Raw genomic sequence first — 18,403 nt, 5'->3', positions numbered from 1 at the left:
CGAAGCAATCGTCACCGTCGCGGTAAGCGCAAACGTGACGGCCGCCCCATGGGGCGGCCGTTTTTGTTCATGCATCAGCTGTTGTTGTGGTCGACTTTGATGGTCGGGTCGCTGCCGGCAATCAGGTTATGAATGTTGGCGCTCGACCAGTTATTGCCTTCCAGTTTGATCGTCACGTCCGGGGTCGCGGCAGCGGCGTCGCCGGAGTTGAACTTGCCCGCCGAGCTGACTTGCAGCGACGACGTGCCATCGACCGTGGTGATCTTCAGGAAGTTATCGATGGTGCTGCCGGTTTCGCCCTGCAGCAGATCGCGCAGGTCAATACGGTCACCTTCACTGGCCTTGAAGTCCTTGATCACGTCGTTGCCGGTGTCGCCCGCTTTCCAGACGAAGGTGTCGGCACCCGAACCACCGATCAGTATGTCGTTACCCTGACCGCCGATCAGCGTGTCGTTGCCGGTGCCGCCGAGGAGGATGTCATTGCCTTTGCCGCCATCGAGCCAGTCGTTGCCGCCCGAACCGAAGAGGATGTCATTGCCCGCGCCACCCAACAGCGTGTCATTGCCATCATGCGCACCGGACACATCGAACGCCTGATAGTGCTCGGTGATGTACTGGTGCACGTTACTGGTGGTGACCTTGCTGACGTCGACCCCGGTTTCCTTGGCCACGAACGCCTGCATCGCCTGATAACCCTCGCCGGCAATGCCGTTGAAGCTGACCAGATCGCCGAACAGGATGTCGTTGCCGTCGCCACCGCTGACGGTGTCGTTGCCTGGCATCGTCGCTTCGGTGTGGCCGATGATCGAGTTGGCCAGATCCTTCGGATCGATGTTGGTCTGCGGAGTTTTATCCGAATCGTAAGGTTTCAGATCGTTGAGGCTGACATCGTTGTTCAGTCCGATAGCCTCGACGTTCGACAGACCGTTGAGCAAGGCAAAACCACTGGTCGAGTTGCTGGTCGTTGCCGAGTTGGTGCTGTTACCGGTACCCGCCAGACTAGACAACTCATAGGTGCCGTCGCCCTGCGCGTGGATGGTGCCCAGATTAGAGCTGCTCCAGCCCCACCACGAATTGTAGGTTTGCAGGGTCACGGTGCCGGCGCTGTTGATCGTCAATGCGTGGGTATTGTCGATGTAGGTGCTGAAGGTGTCGCCCGGCTTGTAATTGCTGGTTTTCACCACATCGTCGAGCTTCACGTTGCCGTACAGCGTCGGGTTGGTCTGCTCGCCGCTCTGGTAGTAGGTCGGCTGGCCGTCGGTGATGAAGTACGTGAGGTTCTTCGCCCCGGTGTTGGCCACCGCGTCAGCGCTCTGGAACCAGTTGGCCGTGGTCTTGAACACATCCTCGTAGTTGGTGCCGCCGCCGGAGGCCATCGAGTCCAGTACCGCTTTGAGTTGCGTCAGTGCGTTCGGGTCGTTGAGGTTTACCGACACCGACTTGTTGACCTGGGTATCGAAATCGACGAGGAAGATGTTCACCGTGCCCGAATTGCTGCCGCCCAGGCTCTGCTTGAGGCTGTTGAACACTGAGGTCAGCGAATCTTTGGCGGCGTTGAGCGACGACGCGCTCATGCTGCCGGAGCTGTCGACCATGAACGCGATGTTGTAATTGGTGCCCGGGACCACGGTCAGGCCACCGATGTCGGCGACGATGATGTCGTTGCCATCGGTGCCGGTGACGGTGTCGTCGCCCGAGGTCGCCACGACCGCGTTGTAGACGGCCGGCACCACGGTGACCGGAATGGTCGCGGTGCTGCTGGCCGAACCGCCGACCTGTTCGGTGGAGGTCGAGGTCACGGTCAGGTTGAACTGGCCGTTGTAGTACGGCGGTGGCGTTACGGTCAGGCTGCCGAGGTTCCAGCCGGTGACGTTGGCGTCGCCGCTGCTGGCGGTGACGGTGAAGGTATGACCCGCGCCATCGCTGAGCACCGAGCCGACCGGTGCGCCGCTGATCTTCACGCTCAGGGTTTCCGAGCCGTCGGTGTCGGTCAGGGCGGTGGTGACTGCCGACAGTTTCACCGTGGTGCCTTCGGCGCCGGTGTTGAGTTTGTAGCCGTCGTAATAGCCTTCACCGCCGCTGCCGTGCAGATCGGAGACGGTCACGCCCGAATTGATCAGATCCTGCACGCCGGTGTAGATCGGCACACCGGCGCTGCTCAGGTCGATCGGCGTGCTGCCGTTGACCGACAGGTTGACGTCGTAGCTGCCCGGGCCGCTCTGGTTGTGGTGGTAGATGTCCAGGGTGTAGTAGCCGCTGGTGGTCGGGGTGAACGAGCCATTGATGGCGCCGCCCGCGCCCCAGGTACCCGAAGCCACACTCTTGCCGCCGATCGTGATCAACAAACTGTCATCGGCAATACCGCTGAAGGTGTAGGACTTGCCGGCTTCCAGATAAATCAGGCCTGACGTCTTCGATGCCGTGCCCGCCGCAACGCTACCGTCGGACTGCACATTGGTGACCGAGCCACTGGAGTTCGGTTTCCCGGCGCCGTCGATGACGTTTTTCAGCGTGGTCGAATCCGCGCCATTGCCGTTGGTGCCCAGGCCCGACAGACCGGTCCAGACTTCCTTGATCAGGCCGGTGGACTTCACGCTGTTGTCGGCCACGCTCACGGTCGGCGCATCCGCCACTGGCGTGATGTCGATTTTCACGGTGCCGGTGTTGCCCAGCAACTGGCCGTCGGTTGGCTGGAACTTGATCTGCGCGTAGTCCGCCTGGTTGTTGCCCAGACCGCTGCCACCGTAACCATTGACGCCCGACTCGTTGGCATCCGGCAGGAAGCGCAGCTTGCCCGCGTCGATGTCAGCCTTGCTGAAGGTCTGGTTGTTGGCGACGTCTTTCCAGGTCGAGCCGTCCAGATACTGCAGTTTGCCTTCGCCCGGCAGCTGGGTGATTTTGATGCCGAGGCTGCTGGCCGGGCTGTCGACGTCGGTCACACCGAAGGTCGACCAGCCAAGTACCAGCGGGGTGTCTTCGGTGCCAGTGACATTGCTCGGTGCAGCAACCGGCGCATCGTTGACCGCCACCACATTGACCGTGGTGGTCGCGGTGTTGGAGTAGTTGCCGCCATCGGTCACCGTCACGGTGATGATCCGTGGCACGGTGCTCGGGTTTTCACTGCCGTTGGTGAAGCTGATGTTCTTGATGGCCTGCATGTAGTCGGCCAGTGTCGCGTTGCCCGACAAGGTCAGGGTCACGGTGCCGTTGGTGCTGTTGGCATTGATGGTGATGCCGTTGACGCTGTTGCCGAGGTTCAGTGCATCGCCGTCCTGACGGTTGGTCAGGACCACGGTGGCGCCAGTCAGCATGGTGCTGTCCGGGTCAGTGATGCTGATGTCGGTGTCGGCAATCGATACGCCCGCGCCCGGGGTATTTTCGGTGAAGGTCACCTTGTAGTCGGCACCGCTGGCGCCGCTGGAGTTGTTGGCATCCAGGTCGAGCACCGGCGGCGCATCGTTGTCGATGATCGAAGTGCTGACGCTGCCGTTGGTGGCGCTGACCGCGAGGTTTTCGAAGTTGCCGCCCGTGGCCGAATCGATCTTGACCACGAAGTTCTCGGTGCCTTCGGTGATCTTGTCGTCGAGGGTGGCGACATTGAACTGCGCGCTGCTGGCACCGGCCGGGATCTTCACGGTGTACACGCCGGTGAAGTCCGAACCGTCGGCGGCGGTGCCGCTGTAGACGATTTTCAGGGTCACTTCGGTTTGCGCCGGGTGGTTCAGGCTGACGGTGTAGCTGGCGGTCTGGCCTTCGGTCACCGAGCTGCTGCCGGTGATGCTGACGGTGGTCGTGTCGACGGTATCGGTGACGCTGGTCACGGCTGGTGTATTGCTGGTCACCAGGTTTTCGAAGCCGCCGCCGCTGGTGCCAGTGATGCTTGCCTGCACGTTGCCGGCGTCTTTGTAGACGTCATCAGCCGGAGCCGGGACGGTCACGGTGCCGGTGGTTTCGCCAGCCTTGATGGTGATCACCGAGCCGTTGCTCAGGGTCACGGTGACGGGCGAGCCAGCGGCGTTGGTCAGCGTCGCGGTGTAGGTGATCTGGCCACCTTCGGCCACGGTGCCGGTCGCGGACAGCGACAGGTTGGTGGTGTCGACGGTGTCGGTCACGGTGGTGCTGACCGGGGTTTTGTCGGCCACCAGATTTTCGTAGTTACCGCCGCTGACGTTGGTGATCGAGTTGGTCAGTGGAGCATGACCAGTCAATGCGTCGTTTGGCGCAGTGGCGGTTGCGGTGCCGGTGGTCTGGCCAATACCAATGGTGATGGTCTGGCCGTTGGCCAGGGTTACGACCACTGGCGAGCCGGTCACTGGAGCGCCGACAGTCGCGGTGTAGACGACGTTGCCGCCTTCAGCTGCGGTGCCGGTTGCGGTCAGTTTCACCGTGGTAGTGTCGATGGTGTCGGTGACGCTGGTCACGGCTGGCGTTGTGCTGGTGACGAGGTTTTCGAAGCTGCCACCGGTGGCGGTCTTGATCGTTGCCTGAACGTTGCCGGCGTCTTTGTAAACGTCGTCCGCTGGCGCTGCCACGGTGACGGTGCCGGTAGTTTTGCCGGCTTCGATGGTGATCACGGCGCCGTTCGACAGCGTCACGGTGACTGGTGAGCCAGCGGCGTTGGTCAATGTCGCGGTGTAGACGATCGAGCCACCTTCTGCGACCGAGCCAGTAGCGCTCAGCGACAGATTGGTGGTGTCGACGGTGTCGGTGACCGTGGTCGAAACCGGGGTCTTGTCGGCTACGAGATTCTCGTAGTTGCCGCCGGTCACGTTGGTGATTGCGTTGGTCAGTGGAGCATGACCGGTCAGTGCGTCGTTTGGCGCAATGGCAGTTGCGGTGCCCGTGGTTTGGCCAACACCAATGGTGATGGTCTGACCGTTGGCCAGCGTTACAACCACCGGCGAACCCGTCACCGGAGCACCAACGGTCGCGGTGTAGACGACATTGCCGCCCTCTGCCGCTGTAGCTGTTGCCGTCAATTTCACGGTGGTGGTGTCGATGGTATCGGTGACGCTGGTGACGGCTGGCGCTGTACTCGGCACCAGGTTTTCGAAGCTGCCACCAGTGGCGGTGCTGATGGTTGCCTGCACGTTGCCGGCGTCTTTGTAGACGTCGTCGGCTGGCGCAGCGACGGTCACGGTGCCAGTGGTTTTGCCGGCTTCGATGGTAATCACGGCGCCGTTCGACAGGGTGACGGTCACTGGCGAGCCAGCAGCGTTGGTCAATGTCGCGGTGTAGGTGATCTGGCCACCTTCAGCCACGGTGCCGGTCGCGGACAGCGACAGATTGGTGGTGTCGACGGTGTCAGTGACGTTGGTCGAAACCGGCGTCTTGTCGGCCACGAGGTTTTCGTAGTTGCCGCCGCTGACGTTGGTGATCGAGTTGGTCAGTGGAGCATGGCCAGTCAACGCGTCGTTTGGTGCGGTAGTGGTCGCAGTCCCCGTAGTCTGGCCAACACCAATGGTGATGGTCTGACCGTTGGCTAGGGTCACCACAACAGGCGAGCCGGTTACCGGTGCGCCGACAGTCGCGGTGTAGACAACGTTGCCGCCCTCGGCTGCAGTTGTGGTTGCAGTGAGTTTTACGGTGGTGGTGTCGATGGTGTCGGTAACGCTGGTCACGGCCGGAGTCGTGCTCGGCACCAGGTTCTCGAAGTTGCCACCGGTGGCGGTGCTGATGGTCGCCTGCACGGTGCCGGCGTCTTTGTAGACGTCGTCGGCCGGGGCTGGAACGGTCACGGTGCCGGTGGTTTTACCGGCGTCGATGGTGATTACGGCGCCGTTTGACAAGGTTACGGTCACTGGCGAGCCAGCGGCGTTGGTCAATGTCGCGGTGTAAACGATTGAGCCGCCTTCAGCCACAGAACCGGTCGCACTGAGCGACAGGTTGGTGGTGTCGACAGTGTCGGTCACGGTAGTGCTGACCGGGGTTTTGTCAGCCACGAGATTCTCGTAGTTGCCACCGCTGACATTGGTGATCGCATTCGTCAGCGGTGCGTGACCGGCCAACACGTCGTTTGGCGCGGTAGTGGTCGCGGTGCCGGTGGTCTGGCCAACACCAATGGTGATGGTCTGACCGTTCGACAGGGTTACCACGACTGGCGAGCCAGTCACTGGCGCGCCGACGGTTGCGGTGTAGACGACATTACCGCCTTCAGCGGCAGTGGCGGTGGCAGTCAGCTTCACGATGGTGGTGTCGATGGTGTCGGTAACGCTTGTGATAGCCGGCGTTGTGCTCGGCACCAGGTTCTCGAAGTTGCCACCGGTGGCGGTGCTGATGGTCGCCTGCACGGTGCCGGCGTCTTTGTAGACGTCGTCAGCCGGTGCTGGAACGGTAACGGTGCCGGTGGTTTTGCCGGCTTCGATGGTGATCACGGCGCCGTTGGACAGGGTTACGGTGACTGGCGAGCCGGCTGCGTTGGTCAGCGTGGCGGTGTAGACGATTGAACCGCCCTCGGCCACAGAACCGGTGGCGCTCAGTGACAGGTTGGTGGTGTCGACGGTGTCGGTGACCGTGGTCGAAACCGGGGTCTTGTCGGCTACGAGACTCTCATAGTTGCCGCCAGTCACATTGGTGATGGAGTTGGTCAGCGGTGCATGACCGGTCAATGCATCGTTCGGCGCCGTGGTGGTCGCGGTGCCGGTGGTCTGGCCAACGCCAATGGTGATGGTCTGACCGTTGGCCAGCGTCACGACCACAGGCGAGCCGGTGACGGCTGCGCCAACCGTGGCGGTGTAGGTGACCGTGCCACCCTCAGTTGCCGACTCGGTCGCGCTGAGTTTGACGGTGGTGGTGTCGATGGTGTCAGTGACGCTGGTCACGGCCGGCACGGTGCTCGGTACCAGGTTCTCGAAGTTGCCACCGGTGGCGGTCGAAATGGTTGCTTCGACTTTGCCTGCATCTTTGTAAACGTCATCGGCCGGCGCTGCGACGGTGACGCTGCCCGTGGTTTTGCCAGCCTCGATGGTGATCACGGCGCCGTTCGACAGGGTCACGGTGACTGGCGAGCCAGCCGCGTTGGTCAAGGTCGCGGTGTAGATGATCGAGCCGCCTTCAGCCACGGTGCCGGTTGCAGTCAGCGACAGGTTAGTGGTGTCGACGGTATCAGTGACATTGGTCGAAACCGGCGTCTTATCCGCCACCAGATTTTCGAAGTTGCCGCCGCTTACCTCGGTGATCGCATTGGTGATCGGCGCGTGGCCGATCACTGCATCGTTCGGCGCGGTGATGGTCGCGGTGCCGGTGGTCTGGCCAACACCAATGGTGATGGTCTGACCGTTAGCCAGGGTCACGACAACAGGCGAACCGGTCACTGGCGCGCCGACGGTTGCGGTGTAAGTCACGCTGCCACCCTCAGCCGCCGATTCGGTCGCGGTGAGTTTGACGGTGGTGGTGTCGATGGTGTCGGTGACGTTGGTCACGGCCGGCACGGTGCTCGGCACCAGATTCTCGAAGTTGCCACCCGTTGCATCCTTGATCGTCACTTCGACTTTGCCGGCGTCTTTGTAGACGTCATCGGCTGGCGCTGGAACAGACACGGTGCCGGTGGTTTTACCAGCCTCGATGGTGATCACAGCGCCGTTCGACAAGGTCACGGTGACTGGCGAACCAGCGGCGTTGGTCAGGGTGGCGGTGTAAACAATCGAACCGCCCTCGGCCACAGAGCCGGTCGCGCTGAGCGACAGGTTGGTGGTGTCGACGGTGTCGGTCACGTTGGTGCTGACCGGCGTTTTATCGGCCACGAGACTTTCGTAGTTGCCGCCAGTGACACCCGTGATCGAGTTGGTCAGCGGCGCGTGACCGGTCAGCGCATCGTTCGGTGCGGTGAAGGTCACGGTGCCGGTGGTTTTGCCGACTTCGATGGTGATGTTCTGACCGTTTGACAGGGTGACGACCACAGGCGAACCAGTAACTGGCGCACCCACCGTCGCGGTGTAAGTGACGGTGCCGCCTTCAGCCACGGAGGTATCGGCCGTCAGTTTCACGGTCGAGGTGTCGATGGTGTCAGTCACTTCGGTAACCGCTGGAACAGTGCTTGGCACCAGGTTCTCGAAGTTGCCACCGGTGGCGGTCGAAATGGTTGCTTCGACTTTGCCGGCGTCTTTGTAGACGTCATCGGCTGGCGCTGGAACAGACACGGTGCCGGTGGTTTTACCGGCCTCGATGGTGATCACAGCGCCGTTCGACAAGGTCACGGTGACTGGCGAGCCAGCCGCGTTGGTCAGGGTGGCGGTGTAAACAATCGAACCGCCTTCGGCCACAGAGCCGGTCGCGCTCAGCGACAGGTTGGTGGTGTCGACGGTGTCGGTCACGATGGTGCTGACTGGCGTTTTGTCGGCCACGAGATTTTCGTAGTTACCGCCGGTTACGCCAGTGATCGCGTTGGTCAGCGGCGCATGGCCGTTCAGCGCATCGTTCGGCGCTGTGGTGGTCGCGGTACCGGTGGTTTTGCCGACTTCGATGGTGATGTTCTGACCATTGGCCAGAGTCACCACGACAGGCGAGCCGGTCACTGGAGCGCCGACAGTGGCGGTGTAAGTGACGGTGCCGCCTTCAGCGACCGACGTATCAGTCGTGAGTTTGACGGTCGAGGTGTCGATGGTATCGGTGACTTCGGTCACGGCCGGCACAGTGCTCGGAACGAGGTTCTCGAAGTTGCCGCCGGTGGCGTCCTTGATGGTCACTTCGACTTTGCCGGCGTCCTTATAGACGTCATCGGCTGGCGCAGCGACGGTCACGGTGCCGGTGGTTTTACCGGCTTCGATGGTGATCACCGAGCCATTGCTCAGGGTCACGGTGACTGGCGAACCGGCAGCGTTGGTCAGGGTCGCGGTGTAGGTGATCTGGCCACCTTCGGCGACGGTGCCAGTTGCGGACAGCGTCAGGTTGGTGGTGTCGACGGTATCAGTGACATTGGTCGAAACCGGTGTCTTGTCGGCCACGAGGTTCTCGTAGTTGCCGCCGGTCACGCCGGTGATCGAGTTGGTCACAGGCGCGTGACCGGTCAACGCATCGTTCGGTGCGGTGAAGGTCACGGTGCCGGTGGTTTTGCCGATTTCGATGGTGATGTTCTGACCATTGGCCAGAGTCACCACGACAGGCGAGCCGGTCACTGGAGCGCCGACAGTGGCGGTGTAAGTGACGGTGCCGCCTTCAGCGACCGACGTATCAGCCGTGAGTTTGACGGTCGAGGTGTCGATGGTATCGGTGACTTCGGTCACGGCCGGAATAGTGCTCGGCACGAGGTTTTCGAAGTTGCCACCGGTAGCGGTGGAGATCGTCGCTTCAACCTTGCCGGCGTCTTTGTAGACGTCATCCGCCGGAGCTGGAACAGACACGGTTCCAGTGGTTTTACCGGCCTCGATGGTGATCACGGCACCGTTGGACAGGGTCACGGTGACTGGCGAACCAGCGGCGTTGGTCAGGGTGGCGGTGTAAACAATCGAACCGCCTTCGGCCACAGAGTCGGTCGCGCTCAGCGACAGGTTGGTGGTGTCGACGGTGTCAGTGACGCTGGTCGAAACCGGGGTCTTGTCGGCCACCAGATTCTCGTAATTGCCACCGCTTACCTCGGTGATCGCATTGGTGATCGGCGCGTGGCCGGTCAATGCATCGTTCGGCGCGGTGGTGGTCGCGGTGCCGGTGGTCTGGCCAACGCCAATGGTGATGGTCTGACCGTTAGCCAGGGTCACGACAACAGGCGAACCGGTCACTGGCGCGCCGACGGTTGCGGTGTAAGTGACGGTGCCGCCTTCAGCGACCGACGTATCAGCCGTAAGTTTGACGGTCGAGGTGTCGATTGTATCGGTGACTTCGGTCACGGCCGGCACAGTGCTCGGCACGAGGTTTTCGAAGTTGCCACCGGTAGCGGTGGAGATCGTCGCTTCAACCTTGCCGGCGTCTTTGTAGACGTCATCGGCTGGCGCTGGAACAGACACGGTGCCGGTGGTTTTACCGGCCTCGATGGTGATCACAGCGCCGTTCGACAAGGTCACTGTGACTGGCGAACCAGCGGCGTTGGTCAGGGTGGCGGTGTAAACAATCGAACCGCCTTCGGCCACCGAGTCGGTCGCGGTCAGGTTCAGGTTGGTGGTGTCGTTGGTGTCCGAAACCGCGGTGTCGGCGGACTTGCCGTCAACCGCGAGTTTTTCGTAGTTGCCACCAGTAGCGCCGTCGATGGTCACGCTCAGCGAGCTGCCGCCGGCCAATGGGCTGTTCGGTGCAACGAAGTTTACGCTGCCGCTGGTTTCACCGACGGCGATGGTGATGGTCTGGCCGTTGGACAGCGTCACGACAACTGGCGAGCCCGTCACGGGTGCAGTCACGGTCGCGGTGTAGACCACGGTTTCGCCTTCGGCGACGTTGGCGGTGGCAGTCAGCGACACGGTTGAGGTGTCGATGGTGTCGTTGACGGTGGTGACCGCTGGTGCAGTGCTGGTGACCAGATTTTCGAAGTCGCCACCGGTTGCGCCCTTGATGGTCGCCTCAACGGTGCCGGCATCTTTGTAGACGTCATCTTTCGGTGCGTCGACGGTGACGGTGCCGGTGGTTTCGCCAGCCTTGATGGTAATTACCGAACCGTTGCTCAGTGTCACGGTGACTGGCGAGCCAGCAGCATTGGTCAGGGTCGCGGTGTAAACAATCGAACCGCCTTCAGCCACGGTGCCGGTCGCGGTCAGCGTCAGATCGGTGGTGTCGACGGTGTCGGTCACGGTGGTGCTGACCGGAGTTTTATCGGCGACGAGGTTTTCGTAATTACCGCCGGAAACGCCAGTGATCGCATTGGTCAGCGGGGTGTGGCCGTTCAATGCGTCGTTCGGCGCAGTGGTGGTGACGGTACCGGTGGTTTTGCCGACTTCGATGGTGATGCTCTGGCCGTTGGCCAAGGTCACGACGACTGGCGAACCGGTGACTGGTGCGCCGACGGTGGCGGTGTAAGTGACGGTGCCACCTTCAGCCGCAGATTCGGTGGCGGTCAGTTTGACCGTCGAGGTATCGATGGTATCGGTGACGTCGGTTACGGCCGGCACGGTGCTCGGCACCAGATTTTCGAAGTTGCCGCCCGTAGCGTCCTTGATGGTTACTTCGACTTTACCGGCGTCTTTGTAGACGTCATCGGCAGGCGCCGCAACGGTCACGGTGCCAGTGGTTTTGCCGGCTTCGATGGTGATCACCGAACCGTTCGACAGGGTCACGGTGACCGGGGTACCGGCCGGGTTGGTCAGGGTCGCGGTGTAAACAATCGAACCGCCTTCAGCCACGGTGCCGGTCGCGGTCAGCGTCAGATCGGTGGTGTCGACGGTGTCGGTCACGGTGGTGCTGACCGGAGTTTTATCGGCGACGAGGTTTTCGTAATTACCGCCGGAAACGCCAGTGATCGCATTGGTCAGCGGGGTGTGGCCGTTCAATGCGTCGTTCGGCGCAGTGCTGGTGACGGTACCGGTGGTTTTACCGACTTCGATGGTGATGTTCTGACCGTTGGCCAGGGTGACGACAACTGGCGAGCCGGTGACTGGTGCGCCGACGGTGGCGGTGTAAGTGACGGTGCCACCTTCAGCCGCAGATTCGGTGGCGGTCAGTTTGACCGTCGAGGTATCGATGGTATCGGTGACGTCGGTTACGGCCGGCACGGTGCTCGGCACCAGATTTTCGAAGTTGCCGCCCGTAGCGTCCTTGATGGTTACTTCGACTTTACCGGCGTCTTTGTAGACGTCATCGGCAGGCGCCGCGACGGTCACGGTGCCGGTGGTTTTGCCGGCCTCGATGGTGATTACCGAGCCGTTGCTCAGGGTCACGGTCACCGGCGTACCGGCCGGGTTGGTCAGGGTCGCCGTGTAGATGATCGAACCGCCCTCGGCGACCGAATTGGTGGCGCTGAGCGACAGGTCAGTGGTGTCGACGGTGTCGGTGACGGTGGTGGAAACCGGAGTTTTGTCGGCCACCAGGTTTTCGTAGTTGCCGCCGCTGACACCAGTGATCGAATTACCCAGCGAAGCCTGACCGGTCAGCGCATCGTTCGGCGCAGTGAATGTCACGGTGCCAGTGGTTTTGCCGACTTCGATGGTGATGCTCTGGCCGTTGGCCAAGGTCACGACGACTGGCGAACCGGTGACCGGCGCGCCAACCGTGGCGGTGTAAGTGACGGTGCCGCCTTCAGCCACAGTGGTGTCGGCCGTCAGTTTGACGGTCGAGGTGTCGATGGTGTCAGTGACGTCGGTCACAGCTGGCGTGGTGCTCGGAACGAGGTTCTCGAAGTTGCCGCCAGTGGCATCCTTGATGGTCACTTCGACTTTGCCGGCGTCCTTGTAGACGTCATCGGCAGGCGCTGCGACGGTCACGGTACCGGTAGTTTTACCAGCGTCGATGGTGATCACCGAGCCGTTGCTCAACGTCACGGTGACTGGCGTGCCAGCCGGATTGGTCAGCGTTGCGGTGTAAACAATCGAACCACCTTCCGCCACGGTGCCAGTCGCACTCAGCGACAGGTTGGTGGTGTCGACGGTGTCGGTCACCGAGGTCACGGCCGGGGTTTTATCGGCCACGAGATTTTCGTAGTTGCCGCCGCTGGTGCCGTCGATTTTCACGCTCAGCGTGTTGCCGCCGGCCAGTGCATCGTTCGGTGCGGTGAAGTTGACGCTGCCGCTGCTGGCGCCGACCGGGATGGTGATGGTCTGGCCGTTGGACAGGGTCACCACAACTGGCGCGCCGGTGACTGGAGCGGTCACGGCGGCGGTGTAAACCACCACGCCGCCTTCAGTGGTGCTGGCGGTGGCAGTAAGCGACACGGTGCTGTTGTCGATGGTATCGGTCACGTCGGTGACGGCCGGGGTCTTGTCGACCACCAGGTTCTCGAAGTTGCCGCCAGTGGTCTTGGTGATGCTCGCGTCGACCTTGCCGGCGTCCTTGTAGACGTCATCGGCAGGCGCTGCGACAGTCGCGGTGCCAGTGGTCGCGCCTTTGGCGATGTTGATCACCGCGCCGTTGCTCAGGGTCACGGTCATCGCCGTGCCTGCCGGGTTGGTCAGGCTCGCGGTGTAAATGATCGAGCCGCCCTCGGCAACCGAAGCGGTGGCGCTCAGGCTGATATTGGTGGTGTCGACCGTATCGGTGACGGTGGTAACCACTGCCGAACGGTTGGCATCGACCTGCTCGAAGTTGCCGCCGCTATGGCTGGCAATCGCGGTTTGTACTTTGCCGCCATCGACGTACGGGGTATTGGCAGGTGCGGCGAAGTTCACCGAGCCGCTGGTGGCGCCGGCGGCGATGTTGATCACCGCGCCGTTGGCCAGGGTCACGGTCATGGCGGTGCCAGCCGGATTGCTCAGGGTCGCGGTGTAGGTGATCTGTCCACCTTCGCTGACGGTGTCGCTGGCGCTGAGGGTCAGCGTGGTTTTGTCGACGGTGTCGTTGACGGTGGTGCTCACCGGAGTTTTGCTGACGTCGAGTTTCTCGAAGTTGCCGCCAGTCGCACCGGTCATGGTCACGGTGAGCTTGCTGACATCTTTGTAGACGTCATCGCTCGGCGCGGCGATGGTCACCGAGCCGCTGGTTTTGCCAGCCTCGATGGTGATGGTCTGGCCGTTGCTCAGGTTGACGGTGACCGGCGTTTGCGCGGCGTTGGTCAGGGTCGCGGTGTACGTGATCGACGTGCCTTCGAGCACATAGCTTTCAGCGCTGAGAGTCAGGTGCGTAGTGTTGATGGTGTCGGCGACGTTGGTCACCGCTGGCGTCGGATTGGCCACCAGGTTTTCGAAATTGCCGCCGTCGGTGCCCTTGATGGTCACTTCGACTTTGCCGGCGTCTTTGTAGACGTCATCGGCAGGCGCCGGAACGGTCACGGTGCCGGTGGTCTTGCCGGCGTCGATGGTGATGGTCGAACCGTTGCTCAGGGTCACGGTCACTGGCGTGCCGGCCGGGTTGGTCAGCGTCGCGGTGTAGACGATCGAACCACCTTCGTTGACGTTGCCGGTGGCGGTCAGCGAAACGGTGGTGGTGTCGACGGTGTCGGTCACGGTGGTGCTGACCGGGGTTTTGTCGGCGACCAGATTTTCGTAGTTGCCACCGGAAACGTTAGTGATCGAGTTGGTCAGCGGTGCGTGACCGGCCAGCACATCGTTCGGTGCAGTGGTGGTCACGGTGCCGGTGGTTTTACCCACTTCGATGGTGATGTTCTGGCCGTTGGCCAACGTCACGACGACAGGCGAACCGGTGACTGGCGCGCCGACGGTGGCGGTGTAAGTGACGGTGCCACCCTCAGCGGCGGTTTCGGTCGCGGTCAGCTTCACCGTCGAGGTGTCGATGGTGTCAGTGACGTCGGTCACGGCTGGAATGGTGCTTGGCACCAGGTTCTCGAAGTCGCCGCCGGTGGCGTTTTTGATAGTGACTTCGACTTTGCCGGCGTCCTTGTAGACGTCATCGGCAGGGGCAGCGACGGTCACGGTGCCGGTGGTTTTACCGGCTTCAATGGTGATTACCGAACCGTTCGACAGGGTCACGGTTACCGGGGTGCCAGCCGGGTTGGTCAGGGTTGCGGTGTAAACGATCGAGCCGCCTTCAGCCACGGTGCCGGTGGCGCTGAGCGTCAGGTTGGTGGTGTCGGTAGTGTCAGTCACGGTGGTGCTGACCGGTGTTTTGTCGGCGACGAGATTCTCGTAATTGCCGCCGGTCACATTGGTGATCGAGTTGGTCAGCGGCGCGTGGCCGTTCAGCGCGTCGTTTGGTGCGTTAGTGGTCACGGTGCCGGTGGTTTTACCCACTTCGATGGTGATGTTCTGGCCGTTGGCCAAGGTCACGACCACTGGCGAACCGGTGACCGGCGCACCCACGGTAGCGGTGTAGGTGACGGTGCCACCTTCAGCGGCAGTCTCGGTGGCGGTCAATTTGACCGTCGAGGTGTCGAGGGTGTCAGTGACGTCGGTGACGGCTGGCACGGTGCTCGGCACCAGATTCTCGAAGTTGCCGCCAGTGGCGTCCTTGATGGTGACTTCAACTTTGCCGGCGTCTTTGTAGACGTCATCGGCAGGCGCCGCAACGGTCACGGTCCCCGTGGTTTTGCCGGCTTCGATGGTGATGACCGAACCGTTCGACAGGGTCACGGTGACTGGCGAGCCAGCGGCGTTGGTCAGGGTCGCGGTGTAAGTAATCTGGCCGCCTTCAGCCACTGTGCCGGTCGCACTCAGTGTCAGGTCGGTGGTGTCAGTGGTGTCAGTAACAGTGGTACTGACCGGGGTTTTGTCGGCGACGAGATCTTCGTAATTGCCGCCGCTCACGCCCGTGATCGCGTTGGTGATCGGCGCGTGGCCGGTCAACGCATCATTCGGTGCTGTGGTGGTCACAGTGCCGGTGGTTTTACCCACTTCGATGGTGATGTTCTGACCATTGGCCAGGGTCACGACCACAGGCGAACCGGTCACCGGAGCGCCAACGGTGGCGGTGTAGGTGACGGTGCCACCTTCAGCCGCACTTTCGGTAGCCGTCAGTTTGACGGTAGTGGTGTCGACGGTATCGGTTACATCGGTGACGGCTGGAACGGTGCTCGGAACGAGGTTCTCGAAGTTACCGCCAGTGGCGTCCTTGATGGTCACTTCGACTTTGCCAGCGTCTTTGTAGACGTCATCGGCGGGTGCTGCGACGGTCACGGTGCCAGTGGTTTTGCCGGCTTCGATAGTGATCACCGAACCGTTCGACAGGGTTACGGTGACAGGCGAACCTGCGGCGTTGGTCAAGGTCGCGGTGTAAGTGATCTGGCCGCCTTCAGCCACAGAGCCGGTCGCGCTCAGCGACAGGTTGGTGGTGTCGGCGACATCGGTAACGCTGGTCGAAACCGGGGTCTTGTCGGCCACCAGATCTTCGTAATTGCCACCCGAAACGCCAGTGATCGAATTGGTCAGCGGCGCATTGCCGGTCAACGCATCGTTAGGGGCGGTAGTGGTCACGGTGCCGGTGGTTTTACCGACTTCGATGGTGATGCTCTGGCCGTTGGCCAGGGTTACCACGACAGGCGAGCCGGTGACCGGCGCACCGACGGTGGCGGTGTAAGTGACGGTGCCACCTTCAGCGACCGAGGTGTCGGCTGTCAGTTTCACGGTCGATGTGTCGAGGGTGTCAGTCACTTCGGTCACGGCTGGCACGGTGCTCGGCACCAGGTTCTCGAAGTTGCCGCCGCTGGCGTCCTTGATCGTCACTTCAACTTTGCCGGCGTCTTTATAGACGTCATCGGCTGGCGCCGGAACGGTCACAGTGCCAGTGGTCTTGCCCGCCTCGATGGTGATCACCGAGCCATTGCTCAGGGTCACGGTCACCGGTGTACCGGCAGGATTGGTCAGGGTCGCGGTGTAAACAATCGAACCACCTTCAGCCACGGTGCCGGTTGCCGTCAGCGACAGGTTGGTATCGTCGATCGAATCGGTAATGGTGGTGGTCGCTGGCGTGGTGTTCGGCACCAGGTTTTCGAAGTTGCCGCCGGTAGCGCCGGTAATCGTGGTGCTGACCGTGCTGCCATTGTTGTAAACGTCGTTGGCCGCGGTCGGCACGTTGACGGAGCCAGTGGTTTTGCCGGCTTCAATGGTGATGGTCGAGCCGTTCGACAGGGTGATCGTCACCGGGGTCTGCGCGGCGTTGGTCAGCGTTGCGGTGTAAGTGATCTGGCCGCCTTCGACGACCGTACCGGTGGCGGTGAGGCTCACGTTGGTGGTGTCGATCGAATCGGTAACCGTGGTGGTCGCCGGCGTAGTGTTCGGCACCAGGCTTTCGAAGTTGCCGCCGGTAGCGCCGGTAATGGTGGTGCTGACGGTGCCGCCATTGTTGTAGACGTCATTGGCCGCGGTCGGCACGTTGACGGTGCCGGTAGTCTGGCCGGCTTCGATGGTGATAGTCGAGCCGTTCGACAGGGTGACGGTCACCGGGGTTTGCGCCGGGTTGGTCAGGGTCGCGGTGTAAGTGATCTGGCCACCTTCGACCACTGTGCCCGTGGCAGTCAGGGTCAGGTTGGTGGTGTCGATCGAATCGGTGATGGTGGTCACCGCTGGCGTCGGGTTCGGCACCAGGTTTTCGAAGTTGCCGCCAGTCGCACCGGTAATCGTCGTGGTGACGGTGCTGCCATTGTTATAGACGTCGTTGGCCGGGGTCGGCACGTTGACGGTGCCGGTGGTTTGGCCCGCGCCGATGGTGATGGTCGAGCCGTTCGACAGGGTGACGGTGACCGGGGTTTGCGCCGGGTTGGTCAGCGTTGCGGTGTAAGTGATCTGGCCGCCTTCGGTGACACTCGGCCCCGCCGTCAGGGTGACGGTGGTGGTGTCGATGGTGTCAGTGACCTGGGTCGTGGCCGGGGTGGTCGGCGGCGTCACGGTGATGCCGTTGCCGCCGGTGGTGCCGGTGACGGTCACGTCGATCTGGCTCGGGTCGTTATAAACCGTGTCGTTCGGTGCCAGCGGCACGTTGACGGTGCCGGTGGTGGAACCGGCAGGAATCACGATCACCGCGCCGTTGGACAGAGTGATGGTCAGGTCGGTCAGCGGCGCCTGGGTCAGGGTCGCGGTGTAGACCAGCACGCCACCGGCTTCAGTGATGCTCGGCGTAGCGCTAAGGCTCAGGGTCGAATCACGCAGCGCGTTGGTGGTGGTGTCGGTGGTCTGGCCGCCGGTGATGTTTTGCGCGGCTTGACCGGCAGCATTGATGCCTGCAGTCGGGAAGCCAATGGTCGGGTCAACGCGGCCAGCGGTGGCGTCGAGCATCACGAAACTGTGACCGCCACCAGCGGCCCCGCCAGTGCCTGCGGCGCTCGGGCCGGCAGCGGTGGACTCAAGCGCGGTAGTCGGGTCGACACCGGCAGCGATGGCTTGCTGCAGTTCTGCTACAGAAGGGGCGGCCTGCGCGGTGGCCTCAGCCAGGTCAGTGCTGGAGTCGGGGGCGTTGGCGCTCCACTGAGTTTCACGGCCCAGATCGAGGGTGCGGCCATCTGCCAATTCAAGCGACACGGCGCCGGAGAGGCCGGTGTCGATCTGGTCGCCGACAAACAGGCGATCGCCTTCAACGAGTACGCGGCGCACGCCCTCTGGGGACACCACGAATACCTGACCGACAATGCTTTTGACGATGGCAACAACACTGCTCATTGAAGACTCTCCGGGGTGTCACGTTCAGTTGACTTCCATGGACCTGAGGGCATGGGCGCCGATTCAGTCTGGACGTACTTTAAAAATTTGCGAAACAAGTTTGACGCATGTTTTCGTCAATATTTTGGCTAGATTCTTTCGCTATTAACTTTATGCCAAACTATTGACCTTCTGGGTGCCATCCTAAACAATCGTCCCACTAATGTCACATTGATATTTCCGCGGCGACCTGTCCTTCAGCGTGTGATCCAGTTCTTGTTTTGAACTTTCCGACATACGGTCAATCTGGT

At 62.0% G+C, this 18,403-nt stretch carries 1 protein-coding gene; it reads right to left on the bottom strand.

The window, feature by feature from the left end; genetic code table 11:
• Positions 1-74: 74 nt before the first annotated feature.
• Complete coding sequence (locus ACIPIZ_RS08335) at positions 75-18,113, bottom strand: LapA family giant adhesin (RefSeq protein ID WP_401164918.1); 18,039 nt, start codon at positions 18,111-18,113, stop codon at positions 75-77.
• Positions 18,114-18,403: the final 290 nt, after the last annotated feature.

The organism is Pseudomonas sp. NPDC087690 (assembly GCF_044743175.1).
Taxonomy (GTDB): Bacteria; Pseudomonadota; Gammaproteobacteria; order Pseudomonadales; family Pseudomonadaceae; genus Aquipseudomonas.
This window is presented reverse-complemented; position numbering and strand designations above follow the sequence as displayed.